Origin of the sequence: Leifsonia sp. AK011 (assembly GCF_013410945.1) — a bacterium.
In the GTDB taxonomy this organism is placed as follows: domain Bacteria; phylum Actinomycetota; class Actinomycetes; order Actinomycetales; family Microbacteriaceae; genus Rhodoglobus.
In genome coordinates this window covers 1,544,710-1,566,969 of the sequence record NZ_JACCCH010000001.1, presented here as the reverse complement: position 1 = coordinate 1,566,969, position 22,260 = coordinate 1,544,710, and the positions used below count along the sequence as shown (strand labels likewise).

The window sequence follows — 22,260 nt, the reverse complement described above, 5'->3', positions numbered from 1 at the left end:
TGCTGACGCCCTATCGGGTGAACAACTTTGAGACACTATAGCCACCGAGCGAGCGCAGCGAGATGCGCGCCTTCACCCTCTCCCACCGCGTGAGTCCATCGTCGAGTGAGGCACGCAGGTCGTCGACCGCCCGCCACACCGTCTCGGCATCGGTCACAGGCGCTTCGTCCGGCGAAAAGACCGCCCGGTCAGCCACGGCCGCGAGTACCTGGGCCTGAACCGCGCCGGTCACCGCGGCGATCTCGCTGCGTGTCGCTGCGGCGCCGGTTCCCAGGCCGTGGTCGATGACGGCGTCCTCGAACTCCCGCCATCCGCCGGTGATCCGATCCACCGGCGTGCCCGTGCGTCGCCGCAGGCTGCGCCTGCGCACCTTCGCCGCGATCACGAGCAGGAAGGGCGACACGAGGATGCCGAGTGCCAGAAGCACCCAGCCGACAACCCGCAGCACGGCGAGAACGATCTCCAGCACCGGGTCGAGATCGGGCGGCAGTTCCCGTTCGCTGTCGGGCGTCGCGAGCCTGTCGGTCGGCTCCGTCTCGACCACCGGCGGCGGCACGATGGTGGGCGGTCGTGCCACCTGGGCGTTCTCCTCCGGAAGCTCCTCGGGGATGTCGCGGAATGGGGGTGTCGCGTCGATGGCCACCCATCCGTACTGGGCCGTGTTGACCTCGAGCCACGCGACGACGTCTCCGCCCCGCACCACACCGCCGTCGGGGACGAAGCCCATGACGACACGAGACGGGAAGCCGATCTGGCGCGCCATGATCGCGGCGGCCACCGAATACTGCTCGGCGTCCCCGATCATGCGCGGGGCGGTGAAGAGCTCGACGATCCGGTCGGTCGCGTGTCCGGACCTGCTGGGCGGCTCGTCCTCCCCCGTACCGTGGCTGATGTAGCCCTCGGACGCGAGCCCGTCGAGCATGGCCACCAGTTGGGGCCCGGCACCGTCGACCCCCTCGGTGTAGCGCTCCAGCGCCTCCGTGACCTCCTCGGGTGGAGCAGGGGCACCCGGGACCGTCGCGGAGCCCGGGTCGAGGTCACTGAGCTCGGACTCCGCTGGCTGCTGCGGGGCCACGGCGGTGAGGGCGTACCGGTCACCCTGCGTGATGCCCCCGACGACTGCGGCGGCGCCCGAGGTGTCGTTGTAGAAGAATGCGTCACGACGGCTCGCGGCATCCGCCCCGGAGAAGTCGATCGACTCGAACTTGCCGACGGTGGGCACCCACACACCCGAGTAGTCGGCGACCTCAACGTCGATGCTCACCTGGTCACCCGTCACGGTGGACTGGTCGAACGTCGAAGGAACCCGCACGAAGGATCCGGATTCGCTCGTGACCCGGTCACTGCCGACCGAGTAGACCACGCCGTCGTAGGTGTCGAGCGTGGCGAGACGCAGCAGCCGGCCGTCGAGACCGTCGACCCGGAAGAGCACGGAGTCGACGGTGCCCTCCTGCCAATAGCCGCGGAAACCGGCGAGCGGACTCACATAGTCGCGCGGATCGAAGGGCTGCACGATGGTGGTCCTGAGCACGGTGCGCGACTCGCTCGGCGGAACGGCGACTGCGGCAGTCACGCCGGCACCCGCGGCGATCGCGAGGATCACGAGCGCGCCGATGGTGGATCGCACGCCAGCTGAACCGACGTCGCGCGTCGACGCGGTGCCCCCGGAGGTCGTGACGAGGGCGGCGATCGCCTCGCGCCGGCGGTACCAGCGGAACCAGGCGAGCCAGAGGAGGATGACCCCGAACAGGGCCAGCGGGGTCACGATGCTTCGCGTGGGGAGATCCGGACCGAAGGCGAGTGCCACCACGTAGAGCACTGCGGGCGCGAGCACCGCAAGCTCGCGGTGTCGCGCGCGAAGGGCGATCGAGAGTCCGATCGTCACGGTGCCGAGCACAAGAACGAGTGCGGGAACGAGCAGAGCCTCGTAGTCACCCACGGGAAGGGTGATCGTCAGCAACTGCTTCCATCCGAGTGCGACCCCCGACACGAGGTCGATGAGTCCCTCGATGCTCGGGAGCACGACGTTGTTCGCCTTGCTCGGGACGGCGGTCGGCACGCCGACAGCGAGGAACGCGACGGCAGTGACCGCCATGACGAGCCACGCGGGCCAGGCGAACCGAGAGCCGAGAACGGCGATGGCGGTGCCCACGACGGTTGCCACCGCGACGACGATGAGGATGCCACGCCCCTCGTAGATCGGCCAGAGGGCGGTCGCGGCGATCGCCGTCGCTGCCCAGAGGAACACGACGTTAACGAGGACCGCTCCCCCGCTCGCTCGCTTCACCGTGCGCTGCGTCATACCGACACCGTCCGCGAGAGCGCCTTCTGGAGATCCTCGAGGAAGCCGATCGTGAGCACGCTCAGGCCAGCGACCCGGCGGAGGCCAGGCTGCGTCTCGGGATCGCACACGACGGCAACGACCTCGACACCGATCGGGAACTTGGTCGAGGCTGCTCTCAACTCCTGCGCCGTCACGCCGGAGCCACACACCAGGAATGCGACGGAAACACCGGCGGACTGCTCTCCCGTCACCCGCGCGACATCCGTCATGGCGAGGGCCGATTCGGAGGTCTCCACGACGGCGAGATCGTCGAGCAGTCGTGACCGGGAGAGCGTCGAGAGGCTGCGGACAGCATAGAGCTTGCGCTTGGCGAACTGCGGGGTGACCTCGCTCGTGACGACCGTCAGGGTACGGGCATCCCGGATCGCGCGCGTTCCGAGCGAACCGGCGACACTCACCGCGAGCTCGAACTCGTCCTCGCTGCCGTAGTCACTCGAGGCAAGGCTCAGGGCGATCACCAGGTGGCTGCGCCGCGTCTCCTCGAACTGGCGCACCATGAGTGTTCCCGTGCGCGCACTCGACTTCCAGTGGATGTAGCGTCGCTCGTCGCCCGGGACGTACTCGCGCAGGGCGTGGAACGACACATCGTTCGTGGCAAGGTCGCGGGTGGGGTTGCCCTCGAGGTCGCGGATGAGACCGGTACTCATGCTCGGGATGCCGATGGTCCGCGGATGCACGTAGAGCTCCGCGACATCCGCCCAGACCACCTCGCGCCGCACCAGCCCGATGGGGTCGGCCCGCACGGTCCTGACCGGACCAACGGGAACGATGCCCCGGCGAGTGCTGGGGATCTCGAACTCGCGGACCTGCTCGCCACGGGCGGGCAGCCCCGGCAGGGCGAGTTCGGCGAGACCCGCGCCGACGGGCACCTCGACCGTGATGCCGAAGGCCCTGCGACGCGTCGAGTTCGAGACCAGGATCTGGCCGATGGCACGTTCCCCGACGACAACCCTGGAGCGCGGGACGTCGAGTCCCACGCTCATCGACGATCTGCCGACGAGGTAGATCACCGCGACCGCGAGGAGGGCGAGGAGCGCCCATCCGATCACGACGAGCTCGAGGATTCCGAAGCCGTAGCCCGCACCCAAGGTGAGCGGGATCGCGACGATGATGAACCATCCGAGCGGGGTCACGACGGCAGCGACACGTCCGAGCACGCGCGCGAGGATGCTGCGAAGCCCGGCGGTCACGCGGACTGCGGCGATCACGACATCGGCGAGGAAACCCGTGCGGTCGCCCACGATCCTCGTGCGGGCGTTGGTCAGGCCGCGACTCCCGGTCGTGAACTGGCTGTCGAATCGTGACTGCGAATCGTGGGTACGGGTCGACTGGCGCGTCGAGGATGACTGGGTCCTCGACGACGCCGGAGAGCCGCCCGTGCGCGCCATTACTGTGCCGCTTGCCTGTCGCTCGGCGGAGGGGTCTCGATGAGGATCTGGGCCATGACGCTCGAGGAGGTCACGCCGTCGAACTCGGCCTCGGGGTCGATCACGAGACGGTGAGCGAGCACCGGCTCGGCGAGCGCCTTCACGTCGTCCGGGATCACGTAGTGGCGTCCGCTGGCGGCCGCCAGGGTCTTCGACGCGCGCAGGAGGGCAAGCGCTCCGCGGACGCTCGCGCCGAGCCGCACCTCGGTGGTGCTGCGGGTGGCCTCCACGAGGCGACCGACGTAGTCGTTGATCGTGGGGTCGACGTGCACCGTCCTGGCGAGCTGTGCCATCTCGACGACGACCTCGGCGGTGACGATGGGCGGGAGCACGTGCTCGTGCGACCGCACCTGGGAGCCCTCGAGGATGCGCATGGTCGAGGCGTGATCCGGGTACCCGATGGAGGCCTTCATGAGGAAGCGGTCGAGCTGGGCCTCGGGCAGGCGGTAGGTGCCGGCCTGCTCGATCGGGTTCTGCGTGGCGATCACCATGAAGGGGGCGCTGACCGGATGAGTGACACCGTCGACCGTGACGTGCTGCTCCTCCATGACCTCGAGGAGCGCTGACTGGGTCTTGGGGCTCGCGCGGTTGATCTCGTCCGCGAGCACGATGTTCGCGAAGACCGGACCCTGGTGGTACTCGAACTCGCCGCGACCCTGGTCGTAGATGCTCACACCCGTGATGTCGCCGGGCAGCAGGTCGGGAGTGAACTGGATCCGGCTCGAGGTCCCCGCGACCGACTGGGCCATCGCCCGTGCGAACGAGGTCTTGCCCGTTCCGGGGAAGTCCTCGAGCAGCAGGTGTCCCTCGCTCAGCAGGGCGGTGAAGCCGAGGCGTATGACAAACGTCTTGCCCAGGAGCACCTGGTCGACGTTGGCCACGAGGCGTCCGAAGATGTCGGAGAACCAGGTGGCCTGCTCCGGGGTCATGGTCATGGTGTTCCCTTGGTGGTTGATGGCTGCTCAGTCATAGTCGAATCCGTTGTAGCTCACGTCGTACTCCTGGCCGCCGTTGGCGAGGACGCGGATGGTCAGGTACGGGGTGTCGGTCTCCGCGGCATCCACGTGACAGGTCGGACCCGAACTCGAAACACTCGTAAACGTACCGGCGCCGGGCGTGAGGCCACAGGCGACCTGCACGTCTTCGTAGCTTCCGCTCGGCGGAGTGAAGGTGAACGTGCCGGAGACCGCGGGGTCTGTGGGGTCATCCTGCGTGTAGAGGATGCCCGAGGCCCGCGGATCGACGGGAACCCCGAGCTCGAATCCTGCCGACGGTGTGTCCTGGCACAGCTCCTGGCCGGAGTACACGCGACAGGCGATCGCTGTCATCGTGACCACGGTCCCGTACTGGAGAGGCTCGGCCTGGATGAAGGAACCGATCGAGATGGGGCCCTGCTGGGTGCCGCCGTTCAGTCGGTAGTAGATGCGGAACTCGTTCGTGATCGGCGTGCTGCCCATCTCGCCGCCCGTGAACACGAAGTCGTACACCTGGCCGTTGAGTGCCGGCTGGTCCCACGTGATGCTCGTGATGATGCCGGGTTTGGTGAGGGCCGCGACAGACGGGCTGGTCGAGCATCCCTGGCTGTTGAGCGCGAACACCACGAACGAATAGGCCACGTTGGCCGAGAGCCCCGTAAACGACGTCGACGTGCTCGTGCCGTTGGACTGGACGGTCGCCCCATTGGCCTCGACGGTGCCATTCGGGGAGCAGGTCGGCACGGCACCCGTGTAGGCGGCAGCCTGATAGCTCGTGATGGGGCGGCCGTTGTCGGCGAAGACCCCGGACCACGACAGCGAGATCTCGCTGTCACTCACCGTGGACGCCAATGGCGTTCCGGTGACGGCCGGCGCTCCCGCGGGAGTCCCCTGACCCGTCGCCGTGTTCCAGGGCGCGAGGGCACCGTACGCCTCGTTCCTCGCGCTGACGCTCACGTTCACCGCGACGCCGTTGCTGAGGGAACCGTCGTACACGTCCACGGAACACGTCGCCGACGAGCAGGAGGCCGTGGTCGACACCGCTCCAGCGGTGACCAGGTACCCGGTGACGGCGGAGCCGCCTGGCGGGTTGGGGACCCGTGCCCAAGAGATGCGGAGGCCACGGTCGAGCGGTGCAGCATTCAGTCCGTTCGGTGCAGCGGGGATGACATCCGACCAGATCGCGTCGGGGAACGTGACGGGGGTCGAATCGCCGATCGAGTTGATCGCGGACACGCTCACACGCACGGCACTGGCCGGTCCGTTGCCCGGCGTGGGGATCGCGCACGTGGTTCCCGGGCAGGTGATCGTGGCGACGGCCGCCCCGGCCGGTGTCGTCGTGGTCACGCGATAGCCCGTGATGGGCGAGTTGTTGAACTGTCCGGCGTTCCAGCGCATCGTGATCTGGCGATCGCCGAAGCCCGTTGGCGCGAGGTTGCTCACCGGGTCCGGGCGATCCTGCACGGAGACGGTGATCGAGCCCCAGGTGTATCGCGACGGGTCGTTGGTGGCGTCGGCGACCTGGTACTGGAAGCTCACGTCGCCCGGGGATGCCGTGCCCGCCACAGTGACGACGAGGCGGGGGTTGTCGGCGCTGGGCTTCGCCTGCACGCCGGGTGGGAGGCCGGCCCCGTCGAGCCCGCGGATCTGGACGACGCGCAGGGGCACGCCGGGGAACGGGTTGGCGGCCTGGTCGTTGGTGAGCACGTCGATCGTTGTCGACTCGCCGCGACGAACGACCGCGGAGTCGGGAGCCGGGCGCACGAGGGGCCTCGTGGATGCCACGACCCTGAGCTCTATACGCCCCGACTTGCCCTCGGCAGTCGCATCCCGTACCCCGAGCGTGAGCGACGACGTTGAGCCCTTGACCGCGGTCGCATTGGCGCGCACCGTGAGCTGGCTCCCGTTGAGCGCGTAGGAGAAGCCGGTGGGCTGGGGAGGGAGCGCCGTGTAGACGAGCTCGTCGAGGTCGTCCGGATAGGGATAATTGGTGAGCCTCAGCAGGTCGATGACGCGCTCCTGGCCGGGCTCGAACTCGAGTGACGCGCCGCTGAAGACGGGTGGCTGGTTCTCCCGCGGCAGCACGGTGATCGGCAGCACGATGGTCGCCGTGTGCCCATCCGGGTCGTCCGCGGAGACGCCGTCGGTGACCTCGAAGGAGATGGAGGCCGGACCGAAGTACTTCTCGGCCGACGTGAAGACGAGGGTGTCGGCATCCACGACGAGGCTCTCCCCGTTCGCGTGGGTGGCCTCGACCGTGCTCGAGTCCGTGAGCCGAACCTGCTTGCCCCCGACCGCGATGACGTAGTCGTTGATGTCGATCCGGAGCGAGTCCTCGCTGGTGACCCGCAGTGCTGGCGCGCGGCGATCGACCTGCGGGAGGGCATCCTCGAAGCCCGGAACGCGAATGAAGGCGTAGCTGAACACCGAGTCGTCCTCGGGGTGGGTCACGCGGAAGGGAATGATCTGGCTACGCTCGGTCACGGTCACTTCGATGCGCTTGTTCGAGGTCACCGTCGCCGTCTCGGAGAAGCCCCGGTAGATCGAGAGTCCGAGCGATCGCGGGTCGCCGTCGGCGAAGAAGACGTTGGCGAGCACATCGACGACGACCGTGTCCCGGTCGAGCACGTCGGACAGTGTCAGCACCGAGTCCGACGCGATCGGATAGGCCAGGGGCGCATCCTCGCTCACGCGTACCCGGATGAAGTTCTGGCTCGACCCGCCGGACTCGTTCTCGATGCCGTAGATGACGCCGTAGGTTCCCGGCGTTCGTGGCGGGGTGACCTGGACCACATCACCGACCACCTCGGCCGTGGTCTCGTCATCGTTCGGTTGCGCCGACACGATCGTGAGGGGGCTGCCGTCGGGATCGGAGTCGTTCGCGAGCACCTGGACCGACACCGTGAAGCCCGGGCGCACCGTGACCTCGTCGACAACCGCGACGGGGTTGCGTGCCCCGTCGAGCCTCGGGCTGATGCCGACGCGAATGGTGCCCGTCGCGCGCGCGCCGAGGGCGTCGATCACGGTGTAGGTGAACGTGTCCGTGCCTGCCGAGTAGTCGCCGGCCTCGTACGTGATGGTGTCGGAGTCGGTCTCGACGACCGAGCCCTTCTGCGGGCTGCTCGATTGTCCGAGCAACTGCACCGAATCGCCGTCGGGGTCGATCTCCGAGAGAGGCACGCGGATGCGCACTGACTCACCGGCGAGCACTCGGGCAGTGATCGTCGTGGGGACCGGCGGGTTGTTGGTCGCGGCATCCTTCTCGCGCACCGCGATGCGCACGAGCGCGGTCGCTGCCTGGCCATCCGGTCCCGTGACCTCGTAGGACGCCGTGAAGTTGCCGGGGCTCTGCGGCGCCAGGTAGCGGAGGATGTCGCCGGACGCGAACAGGAGGCCCGCGTCATCCGGCACGTCCTGGGCGAGCTTCGGCTGGAGAGTCAGCGCCAGGCCGTCGGGATGCTCGTCGTTGGCCAGCACACGGATGTCGATGGCGTCGCCGACCCGAACGGTGACCGCATCGTCCTCCGCGATGGGCGGCTGGACCCTCGCGGGAGCGGGGATCTCGATCACGGTGATCACGCCCTCCGCCTCCGCGAGACCGTTGCTCACCCGGTAGTTGAAGGAGACAGGACCCGAATCGAGGGGTTTCTCGAGGCTCACCCGCACGAGTCGCTGTTCGAGGACCTCGGCGCGCACCCCCGACCCCTCTGGCACGTTCATGACTCCGGTGACGAGAAGCACTCCACCCGCGGGATCCACGTCGGTACCCGCGACGTCCACCCGCTCGTTGCGGAGGCTCTGCACGAACACGGTCTTGGGGATCGTGATGGGTTTCGTGTTCGCGTCCGGCGGCGCTGACACGTCGATCCGCACGACGCCCGTGGCCGTCTGTGTGCCGTCGGTCACGACGTACTCCACGTAGTGGCTGCGGATCTCGGTGCTCACGAACCGGAAGGTTCCTGCCTCGAAGCTAGGGGTCACTGTGAAGCCGCTGCGCGCCGGCACGCTGTTGAGACGGATCGTGCCCGACCCCCCTCTCACATGCTCGAGCGGGGAGACAGTCTCCTCCTGGCCAGCATAGGCGTGCACCACGAAGGGTTCCGGGAGGAGTGGCACCTCGCCGACTGGCCGCACCGAGACCAGGAGTGCTCCCGAGCTCTGGGCCGTGCCATCGGAGACGACGAGGGTCACGATCTTCTCCGCGCCACCGCCACCGGAGTCCGTGAAGACCACCGCTCCGCCGGGCTTGTACGCCACCGTGTCCGGGGCAGGCACCGTGGCATCGGTCAGGTAGAAGGGGTCGCCGTCGGGATCGACCCAGTCCCCCAGCACGTCGGTGGTCACCCGTCCACTGGTCTGCACTGTCGCCGTCGTGCGGCGCACCTGTTCGGGAGCACCGTTCTGGTCGGGAGTCCGCACGGACACCGTCACCGTTGCGGCCGCGGAGCCGCCACGCCCGTCCGTGATCGTGTAGCCGAAGGTGATCGTGCCGCTCGCCCCGGGCGCGAGGGTGATCTGCACCTGCTGCTGCTCGTTGATGAGGTCGATGCGGCCGATCGACTCCTCGATGGGCGTGAGCTCACTGATAACGAGCACGTCGCCATTCGGGTCGTAGTCGTTGAGGAGCACCGGGAGCACGGATGCTCGTCCCGGTCGCGCACCGAAGGCGTCGTCGATCGCGACCGGCGGCTCCTGCGCCTTCTCGATCTCGGTGGGAACGTCGTCGTCGTTCTGCTGCTCCTCCGGCTCCTCATCGTCCGGCACGATCAGGTCGTCCCAGTTGTTGATGAGCTGGCCTTCGCGCTGCACGGCCCACGTGCTGCCGGAGCGGCCATCGTTGAGAACCGCGCGGGTCCCGTTCGCGACGAAATCGAGGCTTGCCGTCGAGGGCATCGAGGCGAGGGTGGTGAGCGAGCCGTCCCGCTCCGTGCCGCACCGACGCCAGGACTGGCCGGAGGTCCATGCGGCGAACTCGCATCCCTCGAGCACGAGCGGGGCAGCGGAAAGACCGGACGTGCCGCTCGCGAGTTCCACGGCATCCGAGCCGTCCAGCGGCACGCCGACGAGCCCCGCGGAGTGGCTGATGAGAGCGTGGTCGCCGGTGACCGCTGCATCCTGCACGAGGGATCCCGCACCGGAGGGCACGAGCTCGGCGAGCACAACCGTGCCTCCGCGTTCCGTGGTCACTGCCCGCTCGACGGCATCCCAGAGGATCCAGTTACCGCCGACGGAGCTCAGCTGCAGGCCCGTGGTGTCCGTTCCGAGATCCAGGGCAGCCGTCGAGACGACGGCATCGGAGACGGACGTGTTGACGCGGTAGAGCATTCCCGCTGCGGGTGCCCACCCGAACAGGAGCCCGGAGGGATCGACACTCACGAGTGCGTCCGTTCCCAGGTCCAGGGAGGACGGGGCCTGCGAGTCGAAGGCGGGCAGCGCATCGAGCGCCATGATCCACGTGCGACCGGTGCCCCTCTCGAAGATGATCACGCGTCCGCCCGCGAGGTACACCTCGGGACCGTCCGGGGGCAGGGCGACAGTCTCGGTGACCTCCGACGTCGCGGGGTCGACGACCTCCACGCGGGCCTCCGTGAGGTCGACCAGGAGCACGGTGTCGCCGGACTGCAGAACCTCGAGGTCGCTTCCGCTCGTGGGCACAACCGTGTTCAGCTCCAGCACCTCGGTGTTGGCGCGGCCGATGGCCTGCTGCTGGTTGTTGGGCACCCACACCGATCCATCGCCGAGGTCGAGACGCTGCGCCGTGTAGCCGGTCGACACGATCGCGACGCTCGCCACGAGGGCAGCAATGATCGCGCCGCTCGCCACACTGGCAACGAGCGACCGGCGTGTGGCGAGCCACTGTCGGATCATCTGGTCACCATCACTCGGGAACGTCCACGCACTTCTCGGCGCTCGAGGCTCCGCTCTTGCCCTCGCGGTTGACGGCAACCGTGATGCAGACTCGGCCGCCCGGCTCGGAGTTCACGATGAAGCTCGTGTTGCGCTGGAGAATCGGAGCGCCACCGTCGTTCGTTGAGACCTGGTACGTGTCCTCCGCGTCGATACCCGGGTCGCTCCACGTGAATTCGACGGCGGAGTCCTGGGTGGTCGCCTCGATGTTCGCGACGGTCGGGATGTCACTCGAGCCCGAGCGCAGCAGCACGAAGGTGGCGACAGCCCCGAGCACCACCACGAGAGTCGCGGCGGCCACAACCGCCCAGGCGAGAGCGGTCATGGGGCCACCGCTGGAGGATCGGCGAGCGCCCGTGCTCCTCGGCAGCGGCGCGTCATCCTTCACGATCGTGCCCACCGAGTTGTAGGACTGGTCGATTCCCCGGCGACGTCGACGACGCTGGGACACGGAACCGCGCGGAGTGGCACCCCCGCGGATCACCGTGCGATCCTCCAGGTCGGCGACCGTCGACGATGCCCAATCGTCGACGGCGATCTCCACGGCAGTCTGGGGAACGCCGATCTCGGACTCGACCGCCTGGATCTCGTGGACGAGCTCCATGACGCTCGCCTGCCGGTTCTCGGGCTTGCGCGACATCGCACGCTGGAGCGCACGCTCCAGGCTCGCCGGCACGTCGCTGCGATTGATGGGCTGCACCCTGGCACGGTTGATCCGGCCGATGAGATCGGTGGACTTGTTCGATTCCCCGGGCACCTCGAACGGCGACCGTCCGGCCAGGAGCGAGTACACCGTCGCCGCGAAGGCCCACACCTCGCTTGCGATGGTGCCCGATGTCTCATCCATGAGCACCTCGGGCGCCGACCAGGGAATCGACATGCCCACTGCCTCGCGCTCGCTCGCCTCGCTGAGCGTCGCCGCGATGCCGAAATCGCTGAGGACCGGATGGCCGTATGCCGTCAGAAGGATGTTCGATGGCTTGATGTCGCGGTGGAGAACGCCCGCACGATGTGCGGTCTCGATCGCGCTCCCGATCTTGACCGCAATGCGCAGAACCTCGGGAACGGGAATGCGCTCATTCCGGTAGCGCTGACTGAGGGCCGAGGAGCACAGTTCCATGACGAGGTACGGTCGACCGTCTGCTGAGACGCTCGCCTGGTAGACCGTGAGGATCGAGGGATGCGCAGACAGCTGGGCCATCAGGTTGGCCTCGGCCTGGAACATCTGCCGCACCTGATCGTTGACGATCTCGGCCAGCATCACCTTGACCGCGACCTGCCGGCGAGGCATGTTCTGCTCGTACAGGAACACATCGGCGAAGCCGCCAGACCCCAGCACGTGGATGTGTGAGAATCCGGGCAGGATCGGAGGTTGGGACGGAAGCCTTCGCGCCACGAACACCCCCTGGACCTCTACCTCTGGACGTAGTGTCTAGTGTAAGCGGGGCATATCCCGACGGGGCCATGAGTCCCCCATAATGCGGACCTATCGTTACCCCAGTTGTGGGCAGGGCGACAAGGCCGGTCAGAGGGCCCGCGGCGGGCGTGGCGCGGTGTCCTCGATGTCGTAGCCGTCGTCCGAATCATCCGCTTCGCCGCCCGGGGCAGTGGGTGCGGCGATCACGTCGACGATGACCACGGTGACGTTGTCGCGCCCCCCTGCGGCGAGAGCCGCGTCGACGAGTGCACCCGCGGTCTCCTCGCTCGACAGGCCCGCCGCAAGGTGAAGGCGGATGCGCTCGTCATTGATCTCCTTGGTCAGTCCATCGGAGCAGACGAGGATGCGAAGGCCGGCGCGCACGGGAACCATCCAGTAGTCCGCTACCGGGGCGACACCGAATCCGACAGCACGAGTGATGACGTTGCTGTCCGGGTGGAACTCTGCGTCCTCCTTGCTGAGCGCCCCGGACTCGACGAGCTCCTGGACGACGGAGTGATCGATCGTGACCTGTGTGAGTTCGTTGCCCTCGAAGGCGTACACGCGACTGTCTCCGATGTTGAAGACGGCGAAGTAGGGATGCCCGTCGCGCAGTACGAGCACGGCGCCCGTCGCGGTGGTTCCGACACCGAGGGCGCTACCGTCGGCGATGACCGTGATGTCGTCGGTCGCCGACGCGAGCGCACGCTCCAGGTCGACGACAGTCGAGAAGTCACCGGTCAGCGCTTCGGCGAGGCGCTCGACGACGGCCGCACTCGCGAGGTCGCCCGCGGAGTGTCCACCCATCCCGTCGGCGACGACGAAGCCCGGCGAGCGGGCGAGGTAGCTGTCCTCGTTCGCCGCACGTCGGCGTCCGACATCCGTCACCGCGGCCCACGACAGGGTGAGGAGTTCGTCGCTCCCGGGAACCGTGATGCTGTGGACGATCGAACCATTGCCGATCTCGGTCATGACGCGACCCTCTCGCTGGAGGGGGGAACTGTCAGCGCGACGACCTGGAGAACATTGTCGTCCCCGAGGTCGAGCAGGGTGCCAGCGGGAACCACGATGGATTCACCCTGCCGCAGCGTTCTCGGGGAGGACCCCGGTGTGAGCACCGACGTGCCGTTGGTCGAACGGAGGTCTGTGACCACGACGGCGGTCCCCACCTCACGAACTTCGAGATGTGTCGAGGACACCTCCCGCGCAGGAGAGGGCACGCGTACGAGACGGGGCGCCGTCTCACGGGAGATCCGCGGTGGGTGGGGGTTGCGCCCGATGTAGCAGGGAACGTCGAGTGCCACGAGGTGTCCACCAAGTCCTATTCGGAGTGCGAAGTGCGCGGTCGAGGGTTCGGGATCCGGCGCGGATGCACCGTCCGGTTCGGCCACGGAAGGGGCCGGGGTCCTGATCTCCCGAAGGCCACGCTGGGAGATGATGGTGTCCTCGATCGCGTGCCCGCCCGGGCTTTCGTCCCGCCGCGACGGCACGATGATCGTGTCATCGAAATCATCGCCCATGGCCACCAGCATAGGGATGCCGGGTGTCCGGCGAGTTACCCGATGAACGACATCACGTGCTTCACGCGCGTGTAATCCTCGAACCCGTAGGACGAGAGGTCCTTGCCGTAGCCGGAGTGCTTGAAGCCACCGTGCGGCATCTCGGCCACGAGGGGGATGTGTGTGTTGATCCAGACACAGCCGAAGTCGAGGTGCTTGGCGAAGCGCATCGCGCGCGAGTGGTCCTTCGTCCAGACGCTCGACGAGAGACCGTAGCTCACGCCGTTCGCCCATTCGAGGGCCTGCTTCTCATCCGAGAACTTCTGCACCGTGATGACCGGGCCGAAGATCTCGTTCTGGATCGCGTCATCCGTCTGCTGGAGACCGGAGACGACCGTCGCCTCGTAGAAGTAGCCCGTGGAACCCTGGCGGTGACCACCGAGTTCGACGGTCGCGTTACTCGGCAGAGCATCGATGATTCCCGAGACGCGCTCGAGCTGGTTGGCGTTGTTCACCGGGCCGAAGAGGATGCCGTCGTCGCTCGGCGCTCCCGTCCTGGCGTTCTCCTTCGCCCAGGCGACCATCGCAGCCACGAACTCGTCGTGCACGTCCTGGTGGACGAGAACCCGCGTCGCCGCAGTGCAGTCCTGACCTGCGTTGAAGTAGCCTGCGATTCCGATGCCCTCCACGGCGGAGGCGATGTCCGCATCCTCGAACACGATCACGGGGGCCTTGCCGCCGAGCTCGAGGTGAACGCGCTTGAGATCGGATGCCGCGGCCTTGGCCACCTCCATACCGGCACGGACCGATCCCGTGATCGAGACCATCTGCGGTGTGCGGTGCTCGATCATCTTCGCCCCGGTGGTGCGGTCGCCGGTGATGACGTTGAGCACACCTGCCGGCAGGAACTCCGCGGCGACCTCGGCGAGCAGCAGGGTCGATGATGGCGTCGTGTCGCTCGGCTTGAGCACCGTCGTGTTCCCCGCAGCAATCGCGGGGGCGAACTTCCACACCGCCATGTTGAGCGGGTAGTTCCACGGGGTGACCTGGCCGATGACACCGATGGGCTCACGGCGGATGCTCGACGTGTGGTCCTTCATGTACTCACCCGTGGCCATGCCGCTCAGGTGGCGGGCTTCTCCGGCGAAGAAGCGGATCTGGTCGACGGAGAGCATGATCTCGTCCTCGACGAGCGAGGCACGGGGCTTTCCGGTGTCCTTCGACTCGAGGTCGGCGAACTCCTCGGCCCGCGCTTCCATGGCGTCCGCGATCCTGAAGAGTGCGAGCTGCCGTTCCGCCGGCGTGGTCTCGCCCCACTCCTCGAAAGCCGATGCCGCTGCCGCGAACGCGTCGTCGACGTCCGCCTGCCCGGACACGGGGGATGTCGCGTACGTCTCCTCTGTCGCGGGATCGATGACGGCGAAACTGTCGTCGCCCTTCGCACTCACGTAGCTGCCGCCGATGAAGTTCTTGATCTCCGATGCGCTCATGTCAATAACTTAGTCGGCGAGGCCGTGGCGCTCTACCTCTCGAGCTACGGATTTGCCCCGCATTCGAGCGCGTCTTGTGCGGATTCGCTTGTCTGGAGTCCAATCCACTGACAGAATCAAGCCATGAGCAGCGTGTCGCGGCCGACCCCGACCAAGCCAGTACAGCTGGATGGCGTCTCCAAGGCGATCATCGAGCAGCTCCAGAGCGACGGTAGACGCTCCTACGCCGAGATCGGCAAAGCCGTCGGGCTCAGCGAGGCGGCCGTTCGCCAGCGGGTGCAGAAACTGACCGAGGCCGGCGTTATGCAGGTGGTCGCCGTGACCGATCCGATGCAGCTCGGCTTCTACCGCCAGGCCATGGTCGGGATCTGCGTCACGGGAGACACGACCCATGTCGCCGAGGAGCTCGGTCGCCTTCCCGCGGTCGACTACGTGGTACTCACGGCTGGCAGCTTCGACATCCTCGCGGAGGTCGTCTGCGAGAACGACGACGACCTCATCGACCTGTTGAACAAGCAGATCCGCCAGATCGAGGGGGTGCAGTCGACGGAGACCTTCGTCTACCTGCGCCTCCACAAGCAGTTCTACAACTGGGGCACCCGCTAGACGGGCCCCGCCTACAACAGCAGAAGGAACGATAGCCATGGCCGAACTCAACGAGGCCGCACTGCAGCAGAAGGCCAAAGACCACCTCTGGATGCATTTCTCCCGTCAATCCGTCATGGAGGACGGCCACGGCGTGCCGATCATCGTCAAGGGCGAGGGTCACCACATCTGGGACTCGAAGGGCAAGAAGTACATCGACGGCCTGAGTGGCCTGTTCGTCGTTAATGCCGGGCACGGTCGCAAGCGCCTCGCAGAGGTTGCCGCCAAGCAGGCCGAGGAGCTCGCGTTCTTCCCGATCTGGTCGTACGCGCATCCGAACGCCATCGAACTCGCCGACCGGCTCGCCTCGTACGCGCCCGGCGACCTGAACCGGGTGTTCTTCTCCACCGGTGGTGGCGAGGCAGTCGAGACCGCCTTCAAACTCGCCAAGTACTACTGGAAGCTGCAGGGTCGCCCCACCAAGCACAAGGTCATCTCGCGGTCGATCGCGTACCACGGCACACCCCAGGGCGCCCTCGCGATCACGGGCATCCCCGCGATGAAGGAGATGTTCGAACCGGTGACGCCCGGCGGCTTCCGCGTCCCTAACACCAACTACTACCGCGCCGACGAGATGGGCTTCGTGCCCTCAGGAACGGGTGACGACGAGTACGAGTTCGGCCAGTGGGCTGCGAACCGGATCGAGGAGATGATCCACTTCGAGGGCCCGGAGACAGTTGCTGCGGTCTTCCTCGAGCCGGTCCAGAACTCGGGCGGCTGCTTCCCACCCCCGCGCGGCTACTTCGAGCGCGTCCGGGAGATCTGCGACAAGTACGACGTTCTCCTCGTGAGCGACGAGGTCATCTGCGCCTTCGGTCGGATCGGGCACATGTTCGCCTGCGACGCGTACGGCTACGTGCCGGACATGATCACGTGCGCCAAGGGCATGACGAGCGGCTACTCCCCCATCGGCGCGACGATCGTGTCCGACAAGGTGTACGAGCCCTTCAAGCACGGCAACACGTCGTTCTACCACGGCTACACGTTCGGCGGTCACCCCGTGTCATCCGCCGTGGCGCTCGCAAACCTCGACATCTTCGAGGAGGAGAAGCTCAACGACAACGTGCGCGAGAACTCGCCAGCCTTCCGGGCGACGCTCGAGAAGCTGAATGACCTGCCCATCGTCGGCAATGTGCGCGGCGACGGCTACTTCTTCGGCATCGAGCTCGTGAAGGACAAGGAGACGAAGGAGACCTTCAACGAGGATGAATCGGAGCGTCTGCTTCGCGGCTTCCTCTCCAAGGCGCTCTACGAGGCTGGCCTCTACTGCCGCGCGGACGACCGGGGCGACCCCGTCATCCAGCTCGCGCCGCCGCTGACGATCGGACAGCCCGAGTTCGACGAGATCGAGGGCATCCTGCGAGGCGTCCTGACTGAGGCATGGACGAGGCTGTAGCTTTGCGCGCCGCCGCCCCTGCGGCGCGCCGCAGTTGGCTATGAGGATGGATCGTTCGGCGGCGAGCAAGTCGCCGCCTTGTGGAGCGGGTAGCGAGGGACGATGACCGGCTATCGCGGGTTGTCGTACTGGCATGACTCTGTTCAGGACGACCTGACACCGCGCGCGCCGCTTCCCGGCGACAGGGACGCGGATGTTGCGATCGTCGGGGGCGGGCTTACGGGGCTGTGGACCGCGTGGTACCTGCTTCAGCGGGATCCGACGCTTCGTATTGTCGTGCTCGAGAAGGAGATCGCCGGATTCGGGGCCTCCGGCCGGAATGGCGGCTGGTGCAGCGCCCTGTTCCCGCGCTCCACGGCGTCGCTTGCCGCAGCCTACGGGCGGGAGGCCGCCGTGGCGATGCGCCGGGCGATGATCGCGACCGTCGACGAGGTAGGTTCCGTCGCGGCATCCCTCGGCCTCGACATCGACTACGTGAAAGGCGGCACGGTCAGCTTCGCGCGGTCACCGGTGCAGTGGACGGCAGCGCAGGAGGAAGCCGCGGATGCCGCGCGCTACGGCGTCGACACCGTCGAGCTCTGGGGTGCCGACCGCGTCAGGGCCGCTGGTTCCCTCGGCGCCACCTTCGATCCCGCCTGCGCCCGGCTGCACCCCGCGAAACTGGTGCGCGGCCTCGCCCACGCGGTCGAGGACCGTGGCGTTGTGATCCACGAGCTCACTGAGGTGGTGGACGTCGAGCCTGGCGTGGTCAGAACGAATCGGGGCACTGTTCGAGCCGACGCCATCATCGTGGCGCTCGAGGGCTACACGCCGACGCTCAACGGCCATCGACGCGATCTGCTCCCCCTCTACTCGCTCATGATCGCGACCGAGCCACTCCCCGAGTCGACCTGGGAGGAGATCGGGATCGAACACGGGCAGACGTTCACCGACTTCCGCCACCTCCTGATCTACGGCCAGCGAACCGCCGACAACCGATTCGCGTTCGGCGGTCGCGGCGCCCGCTACCACTGGGGAAGCACAGTGCGTGATCGCTTCGACAGGGTCCAGCCCGTGTTCGACCACTTGCGGCGGTCGCTCGGCGAGCTCTTCCCGGTCATCGGGGACGCGAAGGTCACCCATGGCTGGGGCGGACCGCTAGGGGTGCCCCGGGACTGGCACGCCTCCGTCCGATGGGATCGCGCAACGGGCATGGGAACGGCAGGCGGCTACGTCGGTGACGGCCTCAGCACCACGAACCTCGCGGGGCGCACGCTCGCGGATCTGATCACGGACACGGAATCCGAGGTCACGGGCCTACCCTGGGTCGGCCATCGGTCACCGCGGTGGGAACCCGAACCGCTGCGATTCGTCGGCGCCAACGCCGGCCTGGTCGCCATGACCGTTGCCGACACCGAGGAGCGGATGTTCGGCAGACCCTCGGTCGCTGCCAAGCTCATGGCGCCCCTCGTCGGCCACTGAGGGTTCCACCCGACTCACTCCGTGATCGCGGCGGCGAACTGCGACGTGTAGAGCTCGAAGTAGGCGCCGCGCGCCGCGAGCAGCTCCTCGTGGTTGCCCTGCTCCACGATCGCACCAGCCTCCATCACGAGGATCACGTCGGCATCGCGAATGGTGGAGAGCCGGTGGGCGATCACGAAGCTCGTGCGATCCGACCGCAGGGCCTTCATCGCCTCCTGCACCAACACCTCCGTGCGGGTGTCCACGGAACTCGTCGCCTCGTCGAGGATGAGCACGCTCGGTCGGGCGAGGAAGGCCCGTGCGATCGTCACGAGTTGTTTCTCACCTGCGCTGATGTTCGAACCCTCGTCGTCGAGAACGGTGTCGTAGCCATCGGGGAGCGAATGGACGAACCGGTCCACATAGGTTGCGCGGGCCGCATCCAGGATCTCCTCCTCCGTGGCATCCGGGCGCCCGTAGGCGATGTTGTCCCGGATGGTGCCCGCGAAGAGCCAGGTGTCCTGGAGCACCATGCCCATGCGGGAGCGGAGGTCGTCCCTCGTCATGGTCGCGATGTCGACTCCGTCTAGCGTGATGCGCCCGCCGTCAATCTCGTAGAACCGCATCATGAGGTTGACGAGGGTGGTCTTGCCTGCTCCCGTCGGCCCGACGATGGCGATCGTGTGCCCAGGTCGGGCAACCAGGGAGAGATCCTCGATGAGCGGCTTCTCGGCGTCGTAGCTGAACGAGACGTTCTCGAACGCGAGGCGGCCCTCCGGCTCCCGCGGGCTCTCCGGCTCCGATGGGTCGGGCGACTGCTCCTCGGCGTCGAGGAGCTCGAACACACGCTCGGCGGATGCCACGCCGGACTGCAGCAGGTTGGCCATCGAGCCCAACTGGCTGAGCGGCTGGGTGAACTGCCGGGAGTACTGGATGAACGCCTGAACGTCACCGAGGCTGAGTGACCCGTTCGAGACGAAGAGACCCCCGACGACGGCGATGGCGACGTAGACGAGGTTCCCGACGAACATCATCGCCGGCATGATGATGCCACTGACGAACTGGGCACCGAAGCTCGCGGTGTACAGCTCGTCGTTCTTCTCCGCGAACCGCTGCTCCACCTCCCGGTGCCTGCCGAACACCTTCACGAGCGCGTGGCCCGAGTACGCCTCCTCGATCTGCGCGTTGAGCGCGCCCGTGTGGGTCCACTGGGCGACGAAGAGCTTCTGCGACCGCTTGGCGATCTGGGCGGTGATGAAGAAGGTGAGGGGAATGGTCACGAACGCGATGAGCGCAAGGACGGGCGAGATCAGCACCATCATGGCGAGAACGCCGATAACCGTCAGCAACGAGGTCACGAGCTGGCTGAGCGTCTGCTGCATCGACTGACCGATGTTGTCGACGTCGTTCGTCACGCGACTGAGGAGTTCGCCGCGCTGCGTCTTGTCAACGTAGCTCAGCGGCAGGCGGTTGATCTTCGCTTCGACGTCGGCCCGGAGTTGGAAGACCGTTCTCTGGACGACGCCGTTGAGCACGTACCCCTGCAACCACGAGAAGACCGACGAGAGCACGTAGAGCAGGAGGGCGATTCCGAGAACGAGCTGCAGGGCGCTCACGTCGATGCCCTGCCCGGGCACGAGCGTCATCCCGCTCAAGAAGTCGGCGCGCTGGGTATCCCCCGACGCGCGAAGCTGCTCGATGAACTGCTCCTGTGTCACGCCCGCGGGTAGCTGCGCGGAGATCACGCCCTCGAAGATGAGGTTGGTCGCTGCACCCAGCAGACGCGGTCCGATCACGCTCAGGGTCACGCTGATGACCGAGAGGATCACAACCCACGCCACAGCCATGCGGTGCGGTCGGAGGCGACCCAGGAGCCGCTTCGCCGACGGCAGGAACGCCATCGATTTCTCGACGGGCATCCCCGCCTGGCCGAATGGTCCGCCGCCGCGCCCTGGCATACGGACGGCTGGTCGTTGCTGTGCGGATGTCACGCTGCGTCCTCCGCCTTCAGCTGGCTGGCCACGATCTCTGCGTAGGTCTCATTGGTGGCGAGCAACTCATCGTGAGTACCGCGGCCGACGATCTCCCCGTCGTCGATCACGAGGATCTGGTCGGCGTCGACGATGGTCGACACCCGTTGCGCGACGATGATCTTCGTGGTCGCGCGCTCTGCCCGGGTGAGTGCTCGACGGAGCCGGGCATCCGTTGCCGTGTCGAGCGCGGAGAACGAGTCATCGAAGACCAGGATCTCGCTGCGTTTGACGAGGGCCCGCGCGATCGCGAGCCGTTGGCGCTGACCACCCGAGACGTTGGTGCCGCCCTGCGAGATGGGTGAGTCCAGCCCCTCCGGCATCGCCCGCACGAAGTCCTCGGCCTGTGCGATCTCGAGCGCACGCCACAGTTCATCGTCCGTGGCATCCGGCTTGCCGTATCGCAGGTTGCTCGCCACCGTCCCCGAGAAGAGGTAGGCCTTCTGCGGCACGAGGCCGATTCGGCCCCACAGGACGTCCGGGTCGAGGTCCCTGACGTCCACGCCGTCCAGGACCACGGCACCGGCCGTCGCGTCGAAGAGTCTCGGCAGGAGATTGACGAGGGTGGTCTTGCCCGCGCCCGTGCTGCCGATGATCGCCGTGGTCTGTCCGGGCTGCGCCACGAAGCTGATGTCGCGGAGCACTGGCTGCTCGGCTCCGGGGTAGCTGAACTCGACGCCGCGGAGCTCGAGGGAGCCGCTCCTCGGGAGCTCGGACACCCCGTGCGTGGGCAGAACGACCGACGTGCTCGTGGCCAGCACCTCACCGATCCGGTCGGCCGACACCGATGCGCGCGGGATGAGGATCGCCATGAAGGTCGCCATCATCACGGCCATGAGGATCTGCATGAGGTACTGCAGGAAGGCCGTCAAGGCCCCGATCTGCATCGAGCCATCGTCGACGCGGAACGCACCGAACCAGAGAACGGCAACGCTCGAGACGTTCATGATGAGCATGACGACGGGAAACACGAGGGCGAAGAGCCTGCCTGCGCTGATCGCGGTCTGCGTGACATCCTCGTTGGCCTGCTCGAAGCGCCGGCTCTCGAGCCCCTCACGCACGAAGGCGCGGACGACACGGATGCCGGACAGCTGCTCGCGCAACACCCTGTTGACCGTGTCGATGCGCGACTGCATGAGCCGGAACATCGGCACCATCCTGCTGATGATGAGGCCGATGGACACCAGGAGAACGGGGATCGCCACGACCATGATCCAGGAGAGCTCCACGTCCTGTTGGAGTGCCATCACGATGCCTCCGATCGCGAGGATCGGGGCGGACACGAGGAGTGTGAAGGTCGTGAGGACAAGCACCTGGACCTGCTGAACGTCGTTGGTGGTCCTCGTGATGAGTGACGGAGCGCCGAAACGGGAGACCTCCCGCTCCGAGAACTCACCGACCCGCTGGAAGATCGCCGTGCGCAGGTCGCGCCCGACTGCCATCGCCGCCCGTGCACCGAAGTACACCGCGATGATCGCGGCGGCAACCTGCACGAGTGTGATGCCCAGCATGATCAGGCCGATCCAGAGGATGTGGGCCGTATCCCCCGTCGCAATTCCGTTGTCGATGATGTCCGCGTTGAGGCTCGGCAGATAGAGCGAGGCGATCGATTGGACGAGTTGGAACACGACCACGGCGGCAACAACGGGCCAGTGCGGCCGGAGGAATCGCAGCACGAGAGACAGAAGCAT

General features: G+C 67.1%; 13 protein-coding genes. 3 read left to right on the top strand and 10 right to left on the bottom strand.

All coding sequences use genetic code 11. From position 1 onward, the window contains the following. Positions 1 to 10 precede the first annotated feature (10 nt). From HDC94_RS07670 to HDC94_RS07635, 8 genes are all read right to left on the bottom strand, one after another. Entirely contained in the window at positions 11 to 2,302 is a 2,292-nt protein-coding gene (locus HDC94_RS07670; RefSeq protein ID WP_179496382.1) for a transglutaminase domain-containing protein, read from the bottom strand. Then, positions 2,299 to 3,732, bottom strand: a complete 1,434-nt coding sequence (locus HDC94_RS07665) for a DUF58 domain-containing protein (RefSeq protein WP_179496380.1) — start codon at positions 3,730 to 3,732, stop codon at positions 2,299 to 2,301. Before HDC94_RS07665 ends, HDC94_RS07670 begins: the two co-directional genes overlap by 4 nt. After that, positions 3,732 to 4,706: a MoxR family ATPase gene (locus HDC94_RS07660; protein ID WP_179496378.1), complete on the bottom strand. Its 975-nt coding sequence runs from the start codon at positions 4,704 to 4,706 to the stop codon at positions 3,732 to 3,734. The genes HDC94_RS07665 and HDC94_RS07660 overlap by 1 nt, the downstream gene beginning before the upstream one ends. Positions 4,707 to 4,733: 27 nt before the next feature. Then, a complete protein-coding gene (locus tag HDC94_RS07655; protein ID WP_179496376.1) occupies positions 4,734 to 10,613 on the bottom strand; it encodes an Ig-like domain-containing protein in 5,880 nt (1,959 codons plus the stop codon). Between the two features lie 10 nt (positions 10,614 to 10,623). Then, positions 10,624 to 12,048 (bottom strand): serine/threonine-protein kinase, encoded by a 1,425-nt coding sequence (locus HDC94_RS07650; protein ID WP_179496374.1) that lies wholly within the window; start codon positions 12,046 to 12,048, stop codon positions 10,624 to 10,626. A 129-nt stretch (positions 12,049 to 12,177) separates the two neighbouring features. Further along, a complete protein-coding gene (locus HDC94_RS07645; protein ID WP_179496372.1) occupies positions 12,178 to 13,041 on the bottom strand; it encodes a PP2C family serine/threonine-protein phosphatase in 864 nt (287 codons plus the stop codon). After that, a complete protein-coding gene (locus HDC94_RS07640; RefSeq protein WP_179496370.1) occupies positions 13,038 to 13,589 on the bottom strand; it encodes an FHA domain-containing protein in 552 nt (183 codons plus the stop codon). The genes HDC94_RS07645 and HDC94_RS07640 overlap by 4 nt, the downstream gene beginning before the upstream one ends. A gap of 35 nt (positions 13,590 to 13,624) precedes the next feature. Continuing rightward, the gene (locus HDC94_RS07635) at positions 13,625 to 15,058 is read right to left on the bottom strand and encodes a gamma-aminobutyraldehyde dehydrogenase (protein WP_179496368.1); all 1,434 of its coding nucleotides are present in this window, start codon (positions 15,056 to 15,058) and stop codon (positions 13,625 to 13,627) included. A gap of 123 nt (positions 15,059 to 15,181) precedes the next feature. Here HDC94_RS07635 and HDC94_RS07630 point away from each other — a divergent pair, with 123 nt between their 5' ends. The 3 genes from HDC94_RS07630 to HDC94_RS07620 all read left to right on the top strand — a co-directional run bounded on the left by HDC94_RS07630 (position 15,182) and on the right by HDC94_RS07620 (position 18,560). Continuing rightward, on the top strand, positions 15,182 to 15,664 hold the full coding sequence (locus HDC94_RS07630) for an Lrp/AsnC family transcriptional regulator (RefSeq protein WP_179496366.1): 483 nt from the start codon (positions 15,182 to 15,184) through the stop codon (positions 15,662 to 15,664). A 37-nt stretch (positions 15,665 to 15,701) separates the two neighbouring features. Continuing rightward, positions 15,702 to 17,099: an aspartate aminotransferase family protein gene (locus HDC94_RS07625; protein ID WP_179496364.1), complete on the top strand. Its 1,398-nt coding sequence runs from the start codon at positions 15,702 to 15,704 to the stop codon at positions 17,097 to 17,099. Positions 17,100 to 17,201: 102 nt separating this feature from the next. Further along, positions 17,202 to 18,560, top strand: coding sequence for an FAD-binding oxidoreductase (locus HDC94_RS07620; protein ID WP_179496362.1), 1,359 nt, complete (start codon positions 17,202 to 17,204; stop codon positions 18,558 to 18,560). Between the two features lie 14 nt (positions 18,561 to 18,574). Here HDC94_RS07620 and HDC94_RS07615 read toward each other — a convergent pair whose 3' ends face one another. Then, complete coding sequence (locus tag HDC94_RS07615) at positions 18,575 to 20,497, bottom strand: ABC transporter ATP-binding protein (RefSeq protein WP_179498917.1); 1,923 nt, start codon at positions 20,495 to 20,497, stop codon at positions 18,575 to 18,577. A gap of 29 nt (positions 20,498 to 20,526) precedes the next feature. Beyond that, entirely contained in the window at positions 20,527 to 22,260 is a 1,734-nt protein-coding gene (locus tag HDC94_RS07610) for an ABC transporter ATP-binding protein (protein WP_179496360.1), read from the bottom strand.

Excerpts from the sequence above, each read along its gene's own strand:
- HDC94_RS07620 (WP_179496362.1), top strand. The coding sequence starts at position 17,202 with ATGACCGGCTATCGCGGGTTGTCGTACTGGCATGACTCTGTTCAGGAC.
- HDC94_RS07635 (WP_179496368.1), bottom strand. The coding sequence starts at position 15,058 with ATGAGCGCATCGGAGATCAAGAACTTCATCGGCGGCAGCTACGTGAGT.
- HDC94_RS07615 (WP_179498917.1), bottom strand. The coding sequence starts at position 20,497 with ATGCCAGGGCGCGGCGGCGGACCATTCGGCCAGGCGGGGATGCCCGTC.
- HDC94_RS07660 (WP_179496378.1), bottom strand. The coding sequence starts at position 4,706 with ATGACCATGACCCCGGAGCAGGCCACCTGGTTCTCCGACATCTTCGGA.
- HDC94_RS07625 (WP_179496364.1), top strand. The coding sequence starts at position 15,702 with ATGGCCGAACTCAACGAGGCCGCACTGCAGCAGAAGGCCAAAGACCAC.
- HDC94_RS07645 (WP_179496372.1), bottom strand. The coding sequence starts at position 13,041 with ATGACCGAGATCGGCAATGGTTCGATCGTCCACAGCATCACGGTTCCC.
- HDC94_RS07640 (WP_179496370.1), bottom strand. The coding sequence starts at position 13,589 with ATGGGCGATGATTTCGATGACACGATCATCGTGCCGTCGCGGCGGGAC.
- HDC94_RS07670 (WP_179496382.1), bottom strand. The coding sequence starts at position 2,302 with ATGACGCAGCGCACGGTGAAGCGAGCGAGCGGGGGAGCGGTCCTCGTT.
- HDC94_RS07630 (WP_179496366.1), top strand. The coding sequence starts at position 15,182 with ATGAGCAGCGTGTCGCGGCCGACCCCGACCAAGCCAGTACAGCTGGAT.
- HDC94_RS07610 (WP_179496360.1), bottom strand. The coding sequence starts at position 22,260 with ATGCTTCTGTCTCTCGTGCTGCGATTCCTCCGGCCGCACTGGCCCGTT.
- HDC94_RS07665 (WP_179496380.1), bottom strand. The coding sequence starts at position 3,732 with ATGGCGCGCACGGGCGGCTCTCCGGCGTCGTCGAGGACCCAGTCATCC.
- HDC94_RS07655 (WP_179496376.1), bottom strand. The coding sequence starts at position 10,613 with ATGATCCGACAGTGGCTCGCCACACGCCGGTCGCTCGTTGCCAGTGTG.